Source organism: Celeribacter halophilus, from assembly GCF_018860305.1.
In the GTDB taxonomy this organism is placed as follows: domain Bacteria; phylum Pseudomonadota; class Alphaproteobacteria; order Rhodobacterales; family Rhodobacteraceae; genus Celeribacter; species Celeribacter halophilus_A.
Map to the genome: position 1 here is coordinate 79,006 of NZ_JAHKPE010000012.1, position 22,265 is coordinate 101,270.

A 22,265-nucleotide genomic window follows, 5' to 3' on the forward strand; every position below is an offset into this window, starting at 1 on the left:
TTATATTTTTATGAGAAAAGGGCGGCACATGACGTGCCGCCCGGGAAGTCGAAGGCGGATTATTCCATCCAGCCTTTTTCTTTGTAGTACTTCACAGCACCCGGGTGCAGCGGAGCGGACAGACCGTCTTTGATCATTTCTTCCGGCGTCAGGTTTGCGAAGGCAGGGTGCAGACCTTTGAAGTCTTCGAAGTTTTCAAACACAGCGGAAACAACCGCATAGACCGCATCTTCGGAGACATCAGCGGAGGTCACGATGGTCGCACCAACACCGAACGTATGCACGTCTTCGTCATTGCCACGATACATGCCGCCCGGAATGGTGGCGGTGCGGTAGTAGGGGTTGTCTGCAACCAGTTCGTCAATCGCAGGACCGGCAACTTCAACGAGCACGGAGTCACAAGCGGTCGTGGCTTCCTGAATGGAACCCGACGGGTGACCCACAGTGTAAACCATTGCGTCAATCTGGTTGTCGCAGAGCGCAGCAGACTGCTCGGACGGTTTCAACTCGGTCGCCAGTGCGAAGTCGTCGCTGGTCCAGCCGAGTTTCTCCATCACGACTTCCATGGTCGCGCGCTGACCGGAACCGGGGTTGCCGATGTTCATGCGCTTGCCTTTGAGGTCTTCAAAGACTTTCACGCCAGAGTCGGCACGAGCCACAACAGTGAAAGGCTCGGGGTGCACGGAGAACACGGCACGCAGGTCTTCGAAGGGCTCGCCTTCAAACTGCACAACACCGTTGTAAGCGTTGTACTGGATGTCGGACTGGGCAACGCCGAATTCCAGCTCGCCTTCTTTGATCGTGTTCACGTTGTAAACGGAACCGCCGGTGGATTCGACCGAGCAACGCACACCGGTTTCCTTGCGGTTCTTGTTGACCAAACGGCAGATCGCGCCGCCGGTCGGGTAATACACCCCGGTCACACCGCCGGTGCCGATGGTGACAAATTCTTCGGCCATTGCAGAGCCTGCGATCATCGCAGAGGCGGCTGCCGCAGCAAATCCGAATTTCATATGTTTGGTCATAAGTGACTCCCCTTAGTGGTATGTTTGGTCCTCCCGAGGCATCCGTGCCTCACAGATCGACCACTTCTCCAAGCGCCCTGTTGTGGCGCTCGATCTCTGATATCCGTTCCACGACGTCCGGTCCGGCTTTTTGTGCAAGCATTGCCATAAGCATCTCAAGGAAAAAAACCGTCGTCGTGTAAGTGTTAAAAAAGTTCGGACTTTCCCCTGTTATAATGAAAGAGCTGTTCGCATGGCGCAAGGCAGGAGATGCGTAGCTGTCGGTGATGACGGCCACATGAACCCCTTGGTGGCGGGCGATCTCGGCGGCGTTGACCGCCACCCGCGCGGAGGGGGACATGGTGATGACGATCATCGCATCCTGCTTGTCCATCTCGCTGAGCGCAGAGCCGTAGGACGACCCCATCCGTCCGGCGAGTCGCCACTTTTCTCCCAAGAAATTGGCCATATAGCCTGCATATTCTGCAATCCCTGTTGATCCCAACGCCCCGACAATGAGCACGCGGCGCGCTTCGTGCAACACATCGACCAGTTTTGCAAGTTCAACCGGATCAAGACCTCGCACAAGCTCCTCAAGATTGCTCTGGGTCCGCTCCAGAGACCGCATGAGAATCCCCTCCGGCGCACCGGCGGGAGCCTCTCTGAGGTCTTTGGCGCGTGTGGCAAAAGTTGACACCTTGAGCGCAAGCTGCGCCCGCACCGCGTCGCGCAGGGTTTCAAATGTTTCAAATCCCAAGGCTCGCGCCAGACGGCTGAAGGTCGCCGGAGCGATTCGCGCCTCTGTGGCGACCGATCTGAGCGAGCGCGTGGCCACATCAAGCGGGTTTTCGACAAGATAATCCCCCGCCTCACGCAAACGCGGGCTCAATTCGGCGTAATGTTCCGCCAGCCTTTGCTGATAACTTGCCGACACGAGACCATCCTACAGGAAACAAAGGTTGTCGGGCACTGTTTCAATTGTTTCAAATATTGTCAAGATTTGATCGGTGTGTTTCAAATTTGAAAGGGCCTCATCCAACCGGCCCCTTTTCGTCCTCGGAGCATCAAATGACTCATGTTTTCTACCGCAATTCCCGCAGCACCCCGCCCACAGCCACACGCGGCGAGGGGGCCTATATCTATGATGACACAGGCAAGCAATATCTCGACGGCTCCGGCGGCGCTGCGGTATCTTGTCTCGGGCATTCAGATCCGGATGTAATTGCGGCGGTTCAGACACAGGTGGCCACGCTCGATTTTGCCCATACCGGCTTTTTCACCTCCGGCCCTGCCGAAGCTCTGGCCGAACGTCTGGTGACCCATGCACCAGACGGCATAGATCGGGTCTATTTCGTCTCCGGCGGCTCGGAAGCGGTGGAAACCGCGCTCAAAATGGCGCGGCAGTATTTTGTCGAGACCGGAGAGCCACAGCGCACCCGCTTTATTTCGCGCAAGCAAAGTTATCACGGCAACACCTTGGGCGCGCTGGCGGCGGGTGGGAACGTCTGGCGCAAAGAAAAATTCGCGCCGCTTTTGGCCGACACCGCGCATATTTCGCCCTGCTACGCCTATCGTGGACAAGAGGCGGGCGAGAGCCTTGAGGCCTATGGCCAGCGTGTTGCAAATGAACTGGAGAGCGAACTTCAACGAGTCGGCCCCGAAACGGTGATCGCCTTTATCGCGGAACCTGTGGTCGGTGCGACATTGGGCGCGGTGCCTGCTGTTCCGGGATATTTCAAGCGCATCCGCGAGATTTGCGACCGCTATGGCGTGTTGCTGATTCTCGACGAGGTGATGTGCGGCATGGGACGCACGGGCACTCTGTTTGCCTGCGAACAGGACGGCGTTTCCCCCGATATCATCACCATCGCCAAGGGGCTTGGCGCTGGTTATCAAGCCATCGGAGCCACGCTTTGCACCAACCGGATTCATGACGCCTTTGTGCAAGGCTCCGGCTTCTTCCAACACGGCCACACCTATATCGGCCATCCGGTCGCCTGTGCAGCAGGCAATGCGGTTGTGACCAAACTGACCGACGGCGGCATGGTCGCCCGTGCCGTGCAGATGGGGGAAAAACTCGACCAAGCCCTGCGCGATGCTTTCGGAAATCATCCCCATATCGGCGACATCCGTGGGCGCGGTATGTTTCGTGGGTTGGAAATCGTCGAGGATCGGGCAAGCAAATCCCCCTTCGATCCGGCGCGTGGGATCAACAAGCGTGTGAAAGCCGCTGCCTTCGAGGCGGGGCTGATCTGTTACCCGATGGGCGGCACCGTGGACGGACAACGCGGCGACCATGTGCTGCTCGCCCCGCCGTTTATCCTCACGGATGACCAGATCGGCGAACTGATCGAAAAGCTGGGCACGGCGCTACAATCCGCTCTGTCATAACCCACATTTCTTCCTTTGCCTCGCCACCTGCGCCTTCCGGAGAGACGGGTTCTGTGCGCAATACCATACTGGCGGGGCAGGGGATTGGCCTGCCTGTCTCGCAACCCGTCGCAAATATCGCAAAAACGTCATGACCTTTTGCTTTTGTTGCTATATTTTTTCGTATAGGAAAAACGCCAGCACGAAACAGTTGTGAGGGCGGTAAGACAGAGGCACGACACAGGTTGCCCTGCGCCAGCTCTCGTTGCTCAGACTCCAAGCAACACACGAAAAGGACATGACATGACTTTCACCCCGCATGGCAAACATCTGATCGCAGGCGAATGGGTTTCCGCACCGGAGACATTTCATTCCGCGCCCGCTCACGGTCCCGCGCATGAATTTTCCGCAGGCACACCCGAACTGGTAAACGCAGCCTGTGAAGCGGCTGAAGAGGCGTTCTGGTCCTTTGGCTACACCACACGCGAAGAACGCGCCGCCTTTCTCAACACCATCGCCGACGAGATCGAAGCCCGCGCCGAGGCGATCACCGAGATCGGCTCGCAGGAAAGCGGTCTACCCGAGGGCCGGCTCAATGGCGAACGCGGACGCACAACCGGCCAGTTGCGTCTGTTCGCTGATCACATCCTCAAAGGCGACTATCTCGACCGCCGCCACGACGAGGCACTGCCGGATCGTCAGCCCATGCCGCGCTCCGATCTACGCATGATGCAGCGCCCCATCGGCCCGATTGCGGTCTTTGGCGCGTCAAACTTCCCGCTCGCCTTCTCCACGGCAGGCGGCGACACGGCAGCGGCGCTTGCGGCCGGTTGTCCGGTGGTTGTTAAAGGCCATGACGCACATCCAGGCACGGGCGAAATCATCGCGGAGGCGATCCACGCCGCCGTCCAAAAATGCAACATGCCCAAAGGTGTCTTCTCGCTGGTGCAGGGCGGGGATCGCTCCGTCGGTCAAACGCTGGTCCAGCATCCGCTGATCAAGGCCGTGGGTTTCACCGGTTCGCTTGGTGGCGGGCGTGCCTTGTTCGACCTCTGCGCGCAGCGGCCGGAACCGATCCCGTTCTTCGGCGAATTGGGCTCCATCAACCCGATGTTCATGCTTCCCGAAGCTGTGGCAAACCGTGGCCAAGAGCTTGGCAAAGGCTGGGCCGCCTCTCTTGCGATGGGGGCAGGGCAGTTCTGCACCAACCCCGGCATTGTTGTGGTGATCGAAGGCGCGGAGAGCGATGCTTTTGTCGCCGCCGCACAAGCCGCCCTTTCGGAGCAGGGTCCGCAGGTCATGCTCACAGACGGGATTGCCGAAGCCTACACCACAGGGGCGGCCAAGATCGGTGCGCAAAGTGGCGTGCAGGATCTTGTGACCTCGATGTGTGACCGCCGCGAAGCGAAGCCCTTCCTCTTCAAAGTTTCGGCCAGTGACTGGCTTGGCAACCACGCGCTTTCCGAAGAAGTCTTCGGCCCCTTGGGCATTATGGTCGTTGCCAAGGACGCCGACGAGATGGACAAGATCGCACGGTCGCTCGTGGGGCAGCTCACCGCCACGCTGCACATGGACGAAGGCGACACAGCTCTGGCGCGTCGTCTGCTTCCGGTGCTTGAGCGCAAAGCGGGCCGCGTGCTGGCCAACGGCTTTCCGACCGGCGTGGAAGTCTGCGACAGCATGGTGCATGGCGGGCCATATCCGGCCTCGACCAACTTTGGCGCAACCTCTGTCGGCACCCTGTCCATCCGCCGCTTCCTGCGCCCCGTCTGCTATCAGGACATTCCCGAAGCCGTCCTGCCCGCCGATCTGGCATAAGCAACAGGAGATGCGCGTAACACAGGTGCGCATCTCGCCCTGTCTTCGGCCCGACGGGGCCTTGGCATGACCCCGTCGCGCTACCTGAAGGCCGGTGACGTGATCGAGCATGGTATCGTCGGATTGAGCACACAGCGTCAGATTTGTGTGGACGACATGTAAAATAAGAGGGGGCTGCAAAGCCCCCTCCATAGATTGCGCATGTGACACGAAAATCCGTATTCCGGCGTTTCGCGAAGCGCTATGTCAGCCGTGTTTACGCGCAAAATCGCGCATGAATTCGGCCAGTTTCAAAGCCCCCTCCACAGGCACCCCTGTATAGAGGCTGGCACGGAGATAGTCGCCGACACCGAAAGGCGTCAGGGTCCGAAGGCCGATCATGCCTTTTTCCCAGCTCTGGATCAGGAACATGTTTGTCAGTTCCTCGTCTCCGCCCGCGACATTGAACGGCACATTCATCCGGCTTCTGAGGGCTTTTTCATCCACGGGCGTACCATAAAAACCGTCAGAGCCATCAATGACATCATACAATGCCGTGGCCTTCTCGATGGAGCGCCGTTCGATCTCGTCAATGCCACCCTGTGCTGCGATCCAGTCCATCATGTGACCGACGACTTCGATATTGAACGTGGCCGGCGTGTTCCAGAGGTTACCCGCTTCACTGTTCGTCGTGTAGTTGAAAACGCCCGGACAGAGCGGAGAGGCCTTGTCCTTGCCGAGAAGGTCCTTACGGATCACGGTCAGGGTCACGCCGGGGTGGCCGATGTTCTTCGAGGCACAGGCGAACAGAACGCCGACACCGCAGCCCTCCCAATCGATGGGCTTGGTCGAGAAGTCCGAGCTGGCATCCACGACCAGCGGGATATGTTTGCGGGACTCCGGCAGTTCGGGCAGCCTGTGCAACTCAATGCCGTTCACCGTCTCGTTCGAACACAGATAGACATATTTGCTATCGGGATCGACGTTCTCCTCGGTCAGTGCGGGGAAGCTCTTGTAAGCGCCGGTATCCGGATCGCGGGCATCAATCGTCTGCACGCGACAATACCGCTGCCCTTCATCCCGACCACGCTCCGACCACGTCCCGTTTACCACATAAGTGGCAACATCGGATGCATCATGGCAGAGGTTCAAGGGCAAGGCTGCAAACTGCCCGTGGCCACCGCCGTGCGTGAACAACACCTCATATGTGTCGGGAATGTTCATCACAGACCGGAGGGTTTCGACTGTGTGGCTAAGGATGTCCAGAAACTCGGGAGACCGGTGCGACAAGGCCAAAGACGTCAGGCCCGGCTTTTGGAAACCGTCCGCGATCACCTGCTCGACAGCTTTCGGCAGGGACGTCGGACCCGGGCTGAAGTTTGTAACCTCGTCAGCGGGCACCGGAGGTCTGAGCGAACCGCAGAGGGCTGGATGATCAATCGTATTCAGGGAATTCATGCCACTTCACCTCGTGAAACTTGGTCTAATGTTGCGGGGACACTCCCTCTCACCAGCGTCAAAGCACATGTCACCATGGCTCCGAGAGACAAAGCAAAAGCAGCTTTCACGCGCAGCGAAGCCGGACGGGAAGCGCACGGACTCGCAAATGGGGATAGTGCTTTCAACAATGTTGCGGTCTCCAGAGGGGTGGGAAGATATGCGAGGAGATTACACAGAGACCTCCCGCAAAGATTGGACCAGTGCGCAGCTTTGGCTTGGGCCAGTGCGGAGCGCTCGGGAATGAGTCGGCCAATTCTATGCGGCAGTTCGGTTTTGTGCGAATTTACAGCTCAATATCTTTTCCGCTTCGGCTGCATTCTGCACCAATATAAATTTAACATAAGATGCATTACAGGTCAAAATGACGATGCGGGATGAGCATCATCTAAAATTGCGAACCCAATTAAAAACCAATAAGTTATCTAATCCTGTAAGTGGTTCCACGCACTCGAGACATCACGCGAATGCCGGATCATGAGTTGATGCAACTCTGCGCCCGCGTCGAATATACGTCCGAAAATGCCTGGCTGGAAGACGCCCGTAGAGGTCTTCCGAGAAAGGATGATGGCCGGAATGCGACGGTTTCCCTACCCTCAACAAAAATAAGCGCCGCGTCTCACAAAGCGCTTACAGTCTCGAATATGCCGAATTTCATCAAAAAATCGACTTTCCCTGCTTCTGACGCCACGTCAAAGTATATATAATTAACCTAAAGTATGTATTGCTAGATAATTGATCTAGCCAGATTGAGGTGGATCATATATAGAACTATTGAAATCAGTCTCGTTAGGTTTATGCTGAATGGCAGTGTAGGCCCGAGAGTGTGTTGAGGGACGTAGGTTTGGTGACCAAGAGAGAAACAGAAAGCAAGACGGAGCGCTCAAAAGAGAGTGCGGTAGCTCCTTTTTCTGTGGAGTCTGTCGAAGCTGAGCGGCTCAACACAAAATCCGGACTGAATGGTGTGTCGGCCAGTGCGATTGGCATGGGCTTGGCGCTGCAATCCGGTTTGACCGGGTCTCTGGCCGCATTTGCGCAAGATGCTGACGTATCTGATTCGCCTGATGCAGACATATCGGGCGTTCCAAACGGAATTTCCGAGGGCGCAGCGAGCGCAAATCTCCAAGACACTCTTCCCGACGTGGCAAGCGGCGACATCACCGAGGACGATGACGTTTCGCTCGAAGACATTGAAGGTGAAGCGTCCGGTGCCGTTGCTGCCGCAGGCCGAACCTCGGATATTTCAAACGCCGGAGCTGCTGCCGCTGCGGCGGAAGATCGGCTGTCGGACGCAGTTGAAACAGACAATGAAAACCTGTTGAGCGAGCAGGCTTCGGCCACAGTTGTTGATCTGCTGGATGAGGGCGATGCAGACGGTGTGCTGGGAACCGTGTTGGATCCGATCCTCGGCGATGACGGTCTTGTGGACAATCTGCTTGATACGCTCCTTGGCGAAGGCGGTATCCTTGATACCTTGCTCGGCGATGACAGTCTCGTTGACAGTCTGCTTGATACGTTGATCGGAGAAGACGGGCTTCTTGATCTTGAGGCGCTTGAAGTCGTTCTGGGGCCTGACGGACTTCTTGGCGGGGCAATTTCCGAGCTTCTCGGAGATGAGTCCCTTGTTGCAAGCATTCTCGGGGATGAGGGTGTCGTTGACGATCTGGTGGAGGCTCTGACCGGCACCGGTGGCGTTCTGGATAATATACTGGGTCCGGTCCTCGGGGACGATGTGGTCGGGAATATTATCGGTGAAGATAGCATTGTATCCGGTCTGGTCGGCAATCTGCTCGGCGACGGAGGGCTTGTTGATGAGCTCGTCGGGGACATTCCCGTTGTAGGCGACCTGCTGGATGAAGACGGATTGCTTGGCAACGTGATCGGTGAGGACAGCGCGCTTGGTGGCCTGCTTGGCCTCGGCGGCAGCGACGAAGAGACAGGTAGCTCCGAGGATGATTCTGAGGAAGGCGACTATCTCGATGCGTTGCTCGGACTGGATAATCCGGCGGGTGATCTGGGCGATACCGTATCCGGTGTCCTTGACGACATTTCGCTTGATGGGGCTGGCGATGTCATGGCGGGCCTTCTCGGTGACGAGGATGTGTTCGATGTTGACGTTCCTGACGCAGTCAGCGGTGGCTTTGATGATCTCTTTGCCGGTCTCGTGGGCGAAGACAGCCTTGTTGGCTCTCTCGTTGACGAAGGGCTTTTGGCGGGCGGTAGTGACGCGCTTCCAGATGGTGAGGTGGACACCCTGCTCAATGAAATTCTCGGCCCGTCGAGCAGCGATGTTCTGGCAGGTGGGGATGCCCTGAGCGCCCTTCTTGATGAAGCTGGCGATAGTGACACCTCTGGTGTTGGCGGTCTGCTCGCAGATAGCGTTGGTGGTTTGGTCGACGATGTTAGCGATGCATTTGACGCCGGCGCATCCCTGCTTGATGGGTTGATGGACGATCAGGACAACATTTCCTAAAAAAGATGCATCCTTGGGTTGTGTTCTTTGCGAAATATATAAATAGTCTACTCCAACATCCCTTGGTTGGGGTTGGGATGCATCCGTAAACAAACCTTTGATTTGGTGCGGAGGGGGTATCTCTATAAATAGACATAGGTATATGGGGTGCGGCTGAATGGGAATTTTGTCTCAGCGAAAAGCCATACTTACGCGTCATAGGGGTGCTGATATACGCCTGTTCCGGCGGTGTCACGATGATGCGGAAAGAAAGGGAGGCTTTGGTGCTGTGTGTCATACGCATAAGCGCGTAGGGGCGTCCGTTCGTCGCTCTATTTCATGTTTTCGCCCGAAAATTACCCACCTTTACTCTGCTCTGGCGGTTCTGTCGTTTATGCACCCTGCCCCCGCATCGGCCCAAGTGTCACTGCAAGAGGCAGTTCTGACAGCCACCGCGAACGACCCCGGGGTTGAAGCCCTTCGTCAGGAAGTGGCGATTAAAGCGGTTGATATCGAAGCTGCCCGTGATGCCTATTTCCCGTCGATCAGCCTGTCCGGTGAAACCAGTTCGGCGGATGACGACGACAACGGACTGACGCTCAGCGTGACGCAGGTTCTTATGGATTGGGGCAAAACCAAAGCCGAAATCGAGGAAACCTCACAGGCGCGAGTTCAGGCCATGTCAGACCTGAAGATGGCTGTAGAAGACTTGAGCTTCGAGATCGCAGGCTTCTTTCTTGATGTTGAAGTCCTCGACCGCAAGATTGCCTATACCAAAGAATATATGACCTTTGCGCGCCGCCTCGCCAAACAGGCGCAGGATCGCGGTCGTGCAGGGCTGAGCGACAACAGCGAGGTTGCGCGTGCCCGGTTGGAGATCGCGCGCGCTGATGAGCAAATGGCTCAGCTTCTTGCCAATCGTCAGATCGCCTTGGCACAGCTTGAATATCTGGTTGGAACTCCGATCAGTGATGTCAGCCGACCACCTGATATAGGATTTTCCACCCATTACGGGATGCCTGAAAAAATCCGCGCCGCCATTCGCCTCGCGCCTGAATATATTTCGGCACGGGCTTCCGTCGCAGAGGCCGAAGCTGGCGTGAAATCCGCAAAAGTGCAGAGGTTTCCGACCATCAACCTGCAAGCACAAGCGCTTCTGGATATGAACGGGGACACGGAAACCGCGATTGGAATTTCCACAGGAATAGACTTGAATTCGCGCGGCTTTGGGCAACGCCAGATTCAGTCCGCAATGCTGAAAGTCGAGAGCGCCAAGGCCTCTCTCAACGGTGTTGAACGCGAGCTTATGAATACCGCAAGCAGCGCATTGCAACGGTTGAGCCTGTTGCGTCAGAGCGAACAATCCAAGGCCCTCCAGTTGGCGGAATCCGAGAAGGTTCTTGCCACTTATGAACAGCAATTTGTCGCAGGGCGGCGGGAAATACTCGACCTGCTGACCACCGGCCGTGATCTCTATGACGCTCAAATCGATGAGATCGATACCTATGACGAACGTAAACGCACGGCATATGAGGCCGCCAAAGATCTCGGCGTTCTGGGCACGATGCTGTCAGTGAGACCAGTCCTGCAATAATACAAGGCACAAAGAGGCTTTAGAGACATGAAAGACACGGCATTTCACGATCCTCTCGTTCTCGGCCTTCTCGAACTCTGCCGAATACAAGGGGTTTCGACCTCCGCCACGCAGTTGACGGAGGGGCTGCCGCGCGCAGACGGCACCAAACTTACGCCGGATTTGGCACCTTTGGCGCTTCGTCGCGCAAATATGAGTTGCCGGATCAGCCGCGAACCTTTGCGCACCATTCCGGCGCACAGCTTCCCTGTTCTTGTATTCCTTAAAGACGGACGCACAGTCATACTCGAAGAGCTGACCGGCGATCGCGCGACAGTCGTCTTGCCGGACTCCGGTGGCGGCAAGGCGATATGGACGTTTGAGGAACTCGACCGTCTGCATGATGGCAAGGTTCTGATCTCAAAGCCGATCGACATTGTGTCGGACCGTCTGGACGGGAAGAAGGAAGGACACGGGCATTGGCTACTCGGGCCGTTGTGGGAAAACTGGTGGATTTATCGCGATGTGATGATCGCTTCTTTTGCCGCGAACCTTCTGGCCGTGGTGACAGCGCTGTTTTCGATGCAGGTCTATGACCGCGTCGTGCCAAACAACGCCATAGATACCTTGTGGATTCTGGCCAGCGGGGTTGGAATTGCCATCGTCCTCGAACTGATCCTGCGTCTGATGCGGGCCTCTTTGGTGGATGTATCCGGTCGTGATCTTGATCTGCGTCTCTCGGCGCAGCTCTTTGACAAGGTCGCCAATATGCGGCTCATCAACCAGCCCTCTTCGACCGGTGTGTTCGCCAATCAGGTGCGTGACTTCGCCGTTGTGCGGGAGTTTTTCACCTCTGGCACAGTGACCGCCATTAGCGACCTGCCCTTTGTGGTGATCTTTCTCGGCCTGATCTGGTTTATTGGCGGGCCGATTGCCTTTGTGGTTCTGGCTGGGGTCGTCCTGACCATTCTACCGGGCATTGTAATGCAAAAGAAACTGGCCCGCGCGTCCAAGGAAAACACCCGCGAAGCAGCGGCTCTTAACGGCCTGTTGCTTGAAACGATTTCCAATCTTGAAACCGTGAAAGCAGCCCGTGCCGAGGGGCGTCTGCAGCGGGCGCATGCGCAGCTGACCGCGACTATGGCCACCACCGCGATCAAGACCCGCAACATCACAACCCTGATGACGCAGCTTGTCAGCACAGTGCAGCGTCTGGCTTACGCCGGAGTGGTGATCGCTGGGGTCTATCTGATCAATGCCGGTGAATTGACTGTCGGTAGCCTCATCGCCTGCACGCTTCTGTCCACCCGCGCCATGTCGCCTATGGGGCAAGTCGCGGGCCTTCTGGCAAAGTGGCAGCATGTGCGCGCCGCGATGGAGGGGCTGAACAACATCATGAATCTCTCCGTCGAACGGCCAGCGGATCGTCACTTTGTTCGCGCCGAGATGATGGAGGGCAAATACCACCTTCAGGAAACCGTGTTCCGCCATGATCCCCAAGCGCCGCCGGTTCTGGCAATTCCGGAATTGAAAATCGCCGCCGGTGAGCGGATTGCCCTTCTGGGCGGCAATGGCGCGGGCAAATCTACAATGCTGCGCCTTCTGGCGGGGCTGACCGACCCGCAAGCAGGCAGCATTTTGCTTGACGATCTGTCCCTGAGCCAGATTGACCCGATCGACCGCCGCCGGCAGATCGGCTATTTGCCGCAAAGCGTGGCCCTGTTCCAAGGAACATTGCGGGAGAACCTCCTGCTGGACCACGGGCTGCATTCTGATGAGGAACTGCTTCAGGCGCTGGATGCTGTCGGGCTTGGCAAATTCGTCCGCCAACACGTCCGCGGCCTCGATCTACAGATACAAAGCAATGCGAATGTGTCCGGTGGTCAACGACAATCCATCGGACTGGCGCGCGTTCTTTTGCAGGATCCGAAAGTGGTTCTTCTCGATGAGCCGACATCTGCCTTCGACCACGTTACAGAAGCAAAAGTCATAGCCCATCTGAAGGAATGGCTCAAAGGCCGGACCACGATCATTTCGACGCACAAGCGTGAATTGCTGGGTCTCACTGAACGCGCAATTGTCCTGAAGGATGGCCGGATCGCACGCGACGGGGATTTGCTGCAAATTCTCAATTCCGCGCGTGCCAATGCATCGCAAGGTAAACCTGTAAAGGCCGTGACATGAGCAGCCCCGACCTGATGTCCACAAGCCATATTGACGGAAGCTACCGGCGGCAGACCCTGAAGCGGGCGCGGCTGGTGATCCAGACGGTTGTGCTATCGTTAGTGATCGCTGTCGGCTGGGCCTCGGTCGCCCAGATCAACGAGATCACGCGCGGCGACGGGCGTGTCGTGCCTCTGCGCAGGTTGCAGTCGATTCAAAGCCTTGAAGGTGGGATCCTCGCTGAATTGCACGTGAGCGAAGGGGACATTGTGCAAGAGGGTCAGTTGCTTGCCAAACTCGACCCGACAAAGTCGGAAACGGCCTTTAACTCGACACAGGCGGAGATCACCTCTCTTTCCGCAGAAGTAAAGCGCCTTGAGGCGGAAGTTCTGGAACAGCCCGAACTGGATTTCGGCCCCAATCCGAATGAAGCGGAAGCCACAGAATTGCGCCTGTTCCAAGCGCGGCGCACAAAACTTGAGGCTTCTATTGCATCTCTTGTCGAAGAACGTGGAACAATCGAAAGCCAGATCGAAATCACCAGTCCGCTGGCCGAGTCCGGCGCGGTGAGCCAGATCGACCTGTTGCAGCTACGCCAGCAGAAGGCCGAGCTTGATGGCAAGATCAACGAGGTGCGCAACGCCTATGTGCAGGATGCCTATAAAGACCTCGCGGCCAGTCGGGCAAAACTCACTACCTTGCAGCAGGATTTGATCCAGAAACAGGACGAGTTCCAGCGCACGGAAATCCGTTCACCCGTGGCCGGTCGCGTCAACAACATCGAGATCACAACGCTCGGCGGGGTGGTGCAACCGGGTGAGCCGATCATGGAAATCACCCCAACAGATGATCAACTTCTGATCGAGACCAAGGTCAAGCCGCAAGACGTGGCTTTCGTCGCGCCCGGTATGCCCGCCAGCGTCAAGATCACCGCCTATGATTTTGCAACCTATGGCGATTTGCGCGGCGTTGTGACCCAGATTTCCGAAGACACGGTCGAAGAAGAAACCGCGCAAGGCAAGCAGGACTTCTACCGTGTCATGGTCAAGACCGAGACCAGCTATCTGGAACAGTTTGACGAACAATTCCCCATCCGGCCCGGGATGGTGGCACAGGTGGATATCGAAAGCGGCAATCGCTCGGTGCTGAGTTACCTGACGCGACCTCTCATGCGAGCGCGGCTACGGTAAGCGAATATCTGAACCTTTGATCCGACGCGGACATCAATGAAAGTAGAAAAGAGACAACAATGCTGCCTCGTTCCTGTGTAAATTCCGCATATGTGAAAGGCCTCCTGCGAGGGGGGCTGATGTCGGGTGCAGTTCTGGCCTCTTCCTTGGGCGCTGCGGCACAATCCGGTGAAGGCAATAGCCGGATATATACGAAGGTGGTGGTGCGCGGTGCGGAGTTTATCCCCGAGGAGGATATCAAACTCACCTGTGGCGCTGTGCCGAATGTCCCCTACCTCACCATTGAACTGCGTGCGATCGAGGACTGTCTTATGTCAACGGGCGTCTTCGAAAGCGTTACGCTGACACCCGAAGATGACACGCTGGTGATTGCAGTCGAGGAGTTGAACACCCAGCCCGGGCGCATCGAAGCCTCACTGGCCTACTCCTCACAGGACGGCTTGATCGGCGGGTTGTCCTTTGAGCAATACAACCTTTTCCCCGACACTTACGGGTCTGTTCGCCTCGCATATAATGACGAAGTGAAACGTGGCATCGCGCGGCTGTATCATGTCGATATGATCGAGGATGTCCTTGATCTCGGTCTCAGGGCCGGATGGGAAGAACTGTCCTATGATGACACGCCCTATACCGAGAAAACCCGCCAGCTTGAAGCCTATGCCGTTTGGAATGCCAAACCCGACACCCGTCTGGAGGCGGGCCTCGGCTATCGGAGTTATGGCCTTTTTGACGTGTCCGCTGATGCCAGCCCGCTTTTTCTATCGGAGGAAACATCAACCATTGACGCACCGTTCATGCGGTTCGGGCTTGATCACAGTTCCATTTCCAAAGGCGAAACTTCTTGGGGGGCATGGAATTATCAGTTCGGGGTGGACCAGTATTTCTGGAATCTCGGCACAGAGGACGCCCTGAGAGATTTCCGTCTCAAGACGCGTTCCTATGTCCCGTTCGGCAGTAGCACGCGCATGTTGATTTCGCTTGATGCAGGAACGGTCTCCGGCACCAACGGCAATGCAACACGGGTTATGGACCGTTTTACCCCCGGAGCCGACAGCTTTCGCGGCTTTGCCTCGGGTGGCGTTGGGCCGCGTGACAATGGAGATGCGCTTGGGGGCAATAATTTCGCTGTCTCGACCATCGAGCTGCAGAGGAATTTTGACAACTTCGATTCAACGCCCTTGATCGGCGGTGTGTTTTGGCAGACCGGCGCGGCATGGGGGCTTGATGACACCCAATCCGGCACGATTGATGACGACTATCATCAACGCAGTTCTGTCGGTGTTTCGTTGTCATTGGAAATCGGAATCGTCCCGATCTCGCTCTATGTCGCAAAGGCCTTGAAGAAAGAGGACGGCGATGAGGAACAGGTCTTCGGCTTGAGCCTGAGCACCAATTTCTGATCCCTCATATCGCTTCGGCATTGGCTGCGCATGATGCAGGACTCTGGCCCCCTCCCCTGAATTGAAACGGTGCGCCTTCGGCGCACCGGGGCGTCTATTCAATTTTTATCCTGTAGAAACAATTGGATAGTGGATTTCAACTTCCTCCGGCGGGATGAATTCATCCGCAATAAGTTCAGTTTTCAAAGCGATTGCTCTCCGGCGGGGCTCAGCGAAAGACCCCACAAATAGGTATTTTCGTATCAAAAGATATTTTCTATATACTAACGTATATTTCTTGTGCTAGCCTCAAAACAATCGAGGGCGAGAGACAATATTTCGTGCGTAGCACAATGTCACTCTCGCGGAACCAACGTGATGGATGATGCAGATATGAAACTCTTTCGCTCACACAAACCGCGTCCGAATGTCTCCACCCTTGAGAGCCGTCTTTTCGCGCGGATGGAGAAAGAGATGGAGCATGCCAGTTGCCCCAGCAACGGCGCTGTGCGTCTTTTGCGTGCAAACCGTGGTTGGATTGATCCTTCATACAAACACACTTCTCTGACCGAGACCAAAGCCACGCGCTGGTTGCCGGTGAACAGAGCTCTTCACGCCGGGTAGTTCGCACGCACCAGCTAAATGGTGCAGGAAAAGGATGTTGCCACATGTTGCGCCAGACTTTCGACACAACAAACTCCGCGCTTGTTACACAAAATGCGCTCACCGAAGATCTGAACGTGCTTGCTCTTCTCGACTGGGACCACCTGCCCTATGAGCTCAGCCAGCCTGGCTGTGGGTTTCGCATGTCACTCTTGCGTGGCGAAGACAGCGATCAGGCCCTCGGCATCCTGCGTCATAGCGAGAACGCGCCAGACATTCTTATTGTCGATGAAGATTTCTTCGGCTCACCCGAAGCGGCCGCCGACATCTGTATGCAAATCCGGCGCGCGCAGCCCAATGCGTGCATCATCGCGATTGAAAGCGAGATGTGGGAAGGCAAATCCGTCTTGGCAGAATTGGGCCTGTGTAATGAAACCCTGCCCGCCAATGCGACCAAGAGACAAATTCTCGAAAAGCTGCGTGCTTTGAACTAAGCCCCGGAAACCCGCGCGCTTTTTAGATGTAGTTCTTGTCTTGCGCGACGATCACGGCTTGTGTGCGGTTGTTAGCGCCAAGCTTTGTGCAGATCGATTTCACATGCATCTTCACCGTAGCCTCAGCCAAAGACAACTCTTCAGCGATTTCACGGTTCGGGCGACCTTCGGCCAACAAGGCAAGCACATCCATTTCGCGGGTCGACAAAGGCGATTGCGCTGTGCCCCGCGATTTCATCATGTGCGGATCGAGAAGCTCAACCGGAACATATCGACCGCCTGCCGCCATGAACCGCATTTCATTGGCGAGATTTTTCAGGGACGTGGTTTTCAAAATAACACCGGAACCGCCCATTTGAAGAATTTCGGAGATGACTTGAGCCGTGGGATCACTGGTCAAAAGCGCTGTGGGCCGCCCCTCGTTTTTATCCAGCGCCTTCTTCAACCCGCCGACGCCATTCATGCCGGGCATTTGCAGGTCCACCAAAACCAGATCAAAAGCTCCATGTTCGTCAATAATAGACAATGCAGCATCCAGATCGGGTGCTGTGCGCACTTCAAATTCAGGTAGGTTGGATAGGAAATGATCAAACATTTCCAGAATCATGGCGTGATCGTCCGCAATCAAGACGCTAATTTTACTGCCGTGCATGGAACTTGCGGTTGCTTTTGGCATTTAGAGCCTCTCTAAAAATTATTTTGATAGCTTGTCTAATTTCCTACCGCCTAAACGATGTAAACTCAACATAGCTGACAGAAACCGTTTGAACCGAGAAATGTCAACTTGGTATGAATTATATTCTAAAAAACGACAAGTCTTGACGTCAGGTCATTTACTTTTGTGCGAGTGTGTGAATGGCTTCTTGTGTGAGATCAAGGCACTCTTCCAGTTCTGGGAAACGAGACGGGAGATCGCCGCCCTCATCAAAATCGCATTCCATTGTTCTTAAACAGTTTTCAAGCGCACCAAGGCCGGTCAGGCTACACACGCCGGTGGCTGCATGTAGCATCCGACCCGTATCCGGCCCGACCCCGTCCGACTTAAGTTTGGCTAAAATATCTTTCGCTTCTGCATGAGCACGCTGCATGTAGGTCATTGCACCCTCCGTCCCTAGCTGGGAGAGCAAATCTTGCACAACCTCATCTTTGAGGACCGGTGTGACGGTTTGCGAGATTTTAGCAACTTTAGGTTGGTGTGGCACAGATGGCTCCGACTCATCAGGTTTGTGAAGCACAGCAAGGATTGCAGCACTTAATTGCGCCGGACGAATAGGTTTTTCCAACACTTTTGCGATACCGGCCTTATGGCATGCTGTGATGATTTCGTCGGCGACATGTGCGGTCAGTGCCAGAACAGGCCCGTTCCAACCGCCCTTTTGGGTTTGGCGCACGCGCTGCGCAAATTCGACACCTGACATATAAGGCAGGGTCATATCCGTAAGTATAAGATCCAGATTGTCAGCGATCTCCGACTTGTCGAGCAAGGATAGAGCCTCAATGCCGTTACCTGCGGGCCAGACCTTTGCCCCTGCGGTAGTGAGAATATGCTGAAGCCAGTCCCGACTCGTAGGACTATCCTCAACCAGAATCATGGACACTCCTTGCAAAGACGCATCCTGTTCTGGCGGAGTTCTTGGGCTGAAATTGTCAGCCTTCTCGCCTTTCTGGAGCATAAAGGTGGCCTTTATTGTTGTCCCGATCACGTCTTTTGCGTGATCCGTACGGTCGTTTTCTGCGCCCTCTGCGTATCTGTCTGACAGTTCGAGTGTGCCCCCGAGCTGGCGCAGAGCATGGGCGAGCACATTCATCCCCGCAGAAGGACGGTCCTTGCGCTCTGTGACGACAGGTGGTTGAGCCGCATCGCCTTGCCCCAAAGCAGCGCGCAGTCGTGCCTGTTGTTCGGGAGGAATGCCGCCGCCCATGTCCTTGACCGTCAGGATAATCTTGAGACGTTCCACACCGGTCTCCGGCGACGGCAGGGGACGACAGGTCAGGCCGATCTCGACTTCCTTGCCGCCGTATTTTGCGGAGTTGTCGATGATGTTCTGGAACAGAGCGCGCACGAAACGCACCGGTCCGTGCACCCAGATGTCTTCATGCGGATCCAGCCAGAGTTTGAGCGCCACATCCTGATTGCGCGCAATCGGCGAAATCATCATGACAAGCGTGCGCAATTCCTCCGTGAGGTTGAAGGTTTCGTCAGGGCGTATACCGGCGACACTTTGTTCGCCGCGAATAACGCCAAGCACATTGCTGATATGATCAAGAGCCACTTCGGCTGTCTGCTGCAGTTGCTCACGCGCCTTATTTCGTTGCTCTTCAGAGGCTTGACCCCCATCGTCCAGCACATTCTCCGCCGTTGCCAGAAGTGATTGGATCGGCGTGCGCAAATCATGCGCCACCCGCATAAGCGTCGCCGCGCGCGACCGGTTGCGCAGCCATGTGGCTTCGAGGTCATTCGAGGCTAGTCGTAAAAGATAGCCATCACCGGCGCCCAGAGACAGGTGGACGATTTCTCCCTCCAAAGTATCCGTCCCCAGCGTCAGTGAAACGGGAATACTCCCTGCCCGATGCGCCTGTGCACAAAGCCCGGACCAGTCCAGACTGTCGTGAATGCCTTCTTGGTCGAGCAACAACCGCTGCGCAGGCGCATTGGCGAGCAACACCTTGCCGCCCTCGCTCGCGAGAACAGACGGTCTGCGATCCGTGGCGATCATGCGGGCAATCGTCTGAATAATGGGGCGCATATTAAAACCCTAACTGTTGCTTTCAGAAGGTCTGCGACGACCGTTCTGCCGCAGCCAATCCCGAAATTATAAGGCTGTTTGTTGTTTGCTTGCTCAGGTGATGAAGTAGACATCCACCGCCCGCAAACCGACCGCAAGCCGGATTTCCAGATTTCTCATAATATGGCGTATCAGCAACATCCTTATGGATAGGTATTATATATTTATTGATTATTTAGGGTGTAACGGGTAACCCTTTCCCCTGTTAACTACGTTTGGGTATTGGCCGCAGGGGTCTTCAGCAGAAGGATTTGAAGAATGGCGATGAGTGGATTTGTGGTTGGGGACGGTGTGGATGTTCAGATTCATCTGAACAAAGACAGCGTCAGCCGATATGTGAAATCGGGCAATGATCTTTTGGTTGAGCAAACCAATGGTGAAGTTCTGAATATTCAGGATTTCTATACGCCCACAGAAAATGGCGAAGCGCATCGCCTGATTTTTGAAGACGGCACTTTCAGCGGTGTAGAAGGTCTGACGTCCGAAGAGGCCGCTGCAGCAGGGCTGGGACAGGGATTTGCCATCGATGAAATCGGTGCAGGCCTCGCAGCCGCGGCCGGACTCGGCGCGGCCGTATTGTTGAGTGACTCTGATGATTCAGATGATGATACGACAATCGAAGACCCTGAACTCCCCGAGGAAACCGAGGAGCCGGAACCCGCAGTAACAACCGGGGCCGTGGACTCCCTCACGGGTGACGAAGGCGTTCTTGGTGCCGTGACCGGCAATGATGGCGGCCTTGGCGCCGTAACTGGTTCCGAAGGTCTTTTGGGTGATCTCGCTGGCGAAGATGGCCTGTTGAGCGTAGTGACCGGCGAAAACGGTCTTCTGGGCTCTCTTCTCGGCACCGGCCTGATCGGTGACGGCGCCGCTTCGGACGACCCGCTTGCCAGTCTCACGGACCCTCTTCTCGGGGAAAACTCTCTGCTTGGCGGCTTGCTTGGCAGCACCGGCCTGACGGCGGGCCTCCTCGGCTCCGAAGGCATCATTGGCGGCCTTTTGACTTCCGAAGGTCTCGTCGGTGGTCTTCTGACGGAAGACGGGCTTGTTGGCGGCCTGTTGACGGACGACGGCTTGATCGGCGGCCTGCTGGGCGGCAACAGCCTTGTCGGGGGTCTGCTGGGCAATAACGGCCTCGTTGGCGGGCTGCTCGACGGCCTGACCGACGACGATGGTCTGCTCGGTAGTTTGCTCAGCGATGATGGCCTGCTGGGAGGCTTGCTGGCCGATGACGGCTTGCTCGGTGGTCTCCTTGGTGGCGATGGCCTCGTTGGCGGGCTGCTCGGTGACGAAGACGGTCTATTGAGTGGCCTCACAGATGGCGAAGATGGGCTTCTAGGCGGCATCCTTGGGGACGAAGGTCTCGTCGGAAGCCTGCTTGGAGGCGAAGATGACTTGCTGGGGGCTGTGACCGGAGATGAAGGTCTCCTCGGTGGCATCACCGGCGGCGAAGGCGGTCTGCTTGATAGCGTCCTCGGGGACGAAGGCCTTGTCGGCAGTCTAACCGGCGGGGAAGATGGCTTGTTGAGTGCTGTGCCCGGAGATGAAGGTCTCCTTGGCGGCCTCACCGGCGGTGAAGGCGGTCTGCTTGATGGTCTCACAGGTGGCGAGGACAGTCTCCTTGGCGGGATCACGGGTGACGAAGGTCTGCTCGATGCGGTTATTGCTGATGGCGGCTTGCTTGGCGATGTCACGGGCAACAACGGTCTGCTCGGCGATGTGACTGGCAATGACGGTGTGCTCGGCGAAGTGATCGGCGACGAAGGTCTCGTCAATGACCTGACAGGCTTGAGCCTGATCACAGACGGAGACGCCTCGGATTCCAGCGACCTGCTTGGTGGTCTCACCGATGGTCTCTTGGGCGGTGATCTGCTCGGTGGTTTGACTGGTGGCCTCTTGGGTGGAGAAGATGGCTTACTGGATGCGGTAACCGGAGACGAAGGCATCCTTGGCGGCCTTACTGGCGGTGAAGGCGGTCTGCTTGATGGTCTCACAGGTGGCGAGGACAGTCTTCTCGGCGGCCTCACGGGTGACGAAGGTCTGCTCGATGCGGTTGTCTCCGATGGCGGCTTGCTCGGCGATGTCACGGGCAACAGTGGGCTGCTCAGCGATGTGACTGGCAATGACGGTGTGCTTGGCGAAGTGATCGGCGACGAAGGTCTCGTCAATGACCTGACAGGCTTGAGCCTGATCACAGATGGCGATCCTTCGGCATCCAACGGTTTGCTGGGAGGTCTGACGGACGATCTCTTGGGTGGCGATCTGCTTGGGGGTTTGACTGGCGGCCTGTTGGGCGGCGAGGACACTATCTGATTCCTCAGAACGACCCATTCACAACAAACGCCCTGCCTTCTGGTGGGGCGTTTTGCGTTTGTGTAGGTCGCAAAAGCCACACAAACGGTCCCTAACGCAAAACTGGTCAAATATAATCAACAGTTTGTATTGACTATAAACTATCGTATGTGCCTTATACATACTTAAGCCCTCATTTGAAGCGACGCTATTGTGCGCCGAGTTTTAACCAGTCGGGGGGTGAAAAATGGGTATCAGGAGTGGAACCATGTCAAATCGAATTCTCAAAGCATCTCCGGATCAGGTGCGTGTAAATCTGGATATTGATCAAACCGGCCTCGAAACATATGCGCGAACAGGCGATGATCTCATCATCAATTTGAGCACCGGAGACCAGATTACAGTTCAGGATTTCTACGTCCCTGCGTCCGACGGCTCTTTGCACAGCATTGTCTATAGCAATGACATGATGGTGGAAGGTGATCCGACCGCAGCGGCGGGTCTCGGGGCCGGCTTCTCCGAAGAAGGCATCGCCGTGGCCGCTCTGGGTGCCCTCGGCCTCGCCGCTCTGGCCGCTGGTGGCGGCGGAGGTGGTGATAACGACGATGACGATGGTAAAAATGACGGAGACAACACGCCGCCCGTAGCCAAAGACGACAGCGGTA

The 22,265-nt window shown here is 56.3% G+C and carries 15 protein-coding genes; 10 read left to right on the plus strand and 5 right to left on the minus strand.

Annotated elements, in window-relative coordinates; genetic code table 11:
• Positions 1–59: 59 nt before the first annotated feature.
• Both KO492_RS01605 and KO492_RS01610 read right to left on the minus strand, forming a co-directional pair.
• Complete coding sequence (locus tag KO492_RS01605; protein WP_066598654.1) at positions 60–1,025, minus strand: TAXI family TRAP transporter solute-binding subunit; 966 nt, start codon at positions 1,023–1,025, stop codon at positions 60–62.
• 49 nt (positions 1,026–1,074) lie between these two features.
• Complete coding sequence (locus KO492_RS01610) at positions 1,075–1,938, minus strand: MurR/RpiR family transcriptional regulator (protein ID WP_303578347.1); 864 nt, start codon at positions 1,936–1,938, stop codon at positions 1,075–1,077.
• 134 nt (positions 1,939–2,072) lie between these two features.
• On the opposite strand from KO492_RS01610, the gene KO492_RS01615 reads away from it, so the two are divergent.
• Entirely contained in the window at positions 2,073–3,395 is a 1,323-nt protein-coding gene (locus KO492_RS01615) for an aspartate aminotransferase family protein (RefSeq protein ID WP_216043366.1), read from the plus strand.
• 282 nt (positions 3,396–3,677) lie between these two features.
• Entirely contained in the window at positions 3,678–5,192 is a 1,515-nt protein-coding gene (locus KO492_RS01620) for an aldehyde dehydrogenase (NADP(+)) (RefSeq protein WP_216043367.1), read from the plus strand.
• Positions 5,193–5,438: 246 nt separating this feature from the next.
• On the opposite strand, the gene serC is transcribed toward KO492_RS01620, so the two are convergent.
• The gene (gene serC / locus KO492_RS01625) at positions 5,439–6,629 is read right to left on the minus strand and encodes a 3-phosphoserine/phosphohydroxythreonine transaminase (protein ID WP_216043368.1); all 1,191 of its coding nucleotides are present in this window, start codon (positions 6,627–6,629) and stop codon (positions 5,439–5,441) included.
• An 886-nt stretch (positions 6,630–7,515) separates the two neighbouring features.
• On the opposite strand from serC, the gene KO492_RS01630 reads away from it, so the two are divergent.
• From KO492_RS01630 to KO492_RS01655, 6 genes are all read left to right on the plus strand, one after another.
• Positions 7,516–9,141, plus strand: a complete 1,626-nt coding sequence (locus KO492_RS01630; RefSeq protein WP_216043369.1) for a hypothetical protein — start codon at positions 7,516–7,518, stop codon at positions 9,139–9,141.
• Positions 9,142–9,514: 373 nt separating this feature from the next.
• Entirely contained in the window at positions 9,515–10,714 is a 1,200-nt protein-coding gene (locus tag KO492_RS01635) for a TolC family protein (RefSeq protein WP_216043370.1), read from the plus strand.
• A gap of 27 nt (positions 10,715–10,741) precedes the next feature.
• Positions 10,742–12,877, plus strand: a complete 2,136-nt coding sequence (locus tag KO492_RS01640; RefSeq protein WP_216043371.1) for a type I secretion system permease/ATPase — start codon at positions 10,742–10,744, stop codon at positions 12,875–12,877.
• Positions 12,874–14,046, plus strand: a complete 1,173-nt coding sequence (locus KO492_RS01645; protein ID WP_066601728.1) for an HlyD family efflux transporter periplasmic adaptor subunit — start codon at positions 12,874–12,876, stop codon at positions 14,044–14,046. Before KO492_RS01640 ends, KO492_RS01645 begins: the two co-directional genes overlap by 4 nt.
• Positions 14,047–14,165: 119 nt before the next feature.
• Complete coding sequence (locus KO492_RS01650; RefSeq protein WP_216043372.1) at positions 14,166–15,446, plus strand: BamA/TamA family outer membrane protein; 1,281 nt, start codon at positions 14,166–14,168, stop codon at positions 15,444–15,446.
• A gap of 647 nt (positions 15,447–16,093) precedes the next feature.
• Positions 16,094–16,522, plus strand: a complete 429-nt coding sequence (locus KO492_RS01655) for a hypothetical protein (protein ID WP_216043373.1) — start codon at positions 16,094–16,096, stop codon at positions 16,520–16,522.
• A 22-nt stretch (positions 16,523–16,544) separates the two neighbouring features.
• On the opposite strand, the gene KO492_RS01660 is transcribed toward KO492_RS01655, so the two are convergent.
• Together KO492_RS01660 and KO492_RS01665 are read right to left on the minus strand one after the other, a co-directional pair.
• Entirely contained in the window at positions 16,545–17,198 is a 654-nt protein-coding gene (locus tag KO492_RS01660; RefSeq protein WP_252735175.1) for a response regulator transcription factor, read from the minus strand.
• Between the two features lie 157 nt (positions 17,199–17,355).
• Positions 17,356–19,269, minus strand: a complete 1,914-nt coding sequence (locus KO492_RS01665; RefSeq protein WP_216043374.1) for a hybrid sensor histidine kinase/response regulator — start codon at positions 19,267–19,269, stop codon at positions 17,356–17,358.
• A 297-nt stretch (positions 19,270–19,566) separates the two neighbouring features.
• Between KO492_RS01665 and KO492_RS18590 the strand changes: the two genes are divergently transcribed.
• Positions 19,567–21,621, plus strand: coding sequence for a BapA/Bap/LapF family prefix-like domain-containing protein (locus tag KO492_RS18590; RefSeq protein WP_252735176.1), 2,055 nt, complete (start codon positions 19,567–19,569; stop codon positions 21,619–21,621).
• Positions 21,622–21,868: 247 nt separating this feature from the next.
• The coding region (locus tag KO492_RS01675; protein WP_436835690.1) for a BapA/Bap/LapF family prefix-like domain-containing protein at positions 21,869–22,265 on the plus strand (397 nt) is incomplete at its 3' end.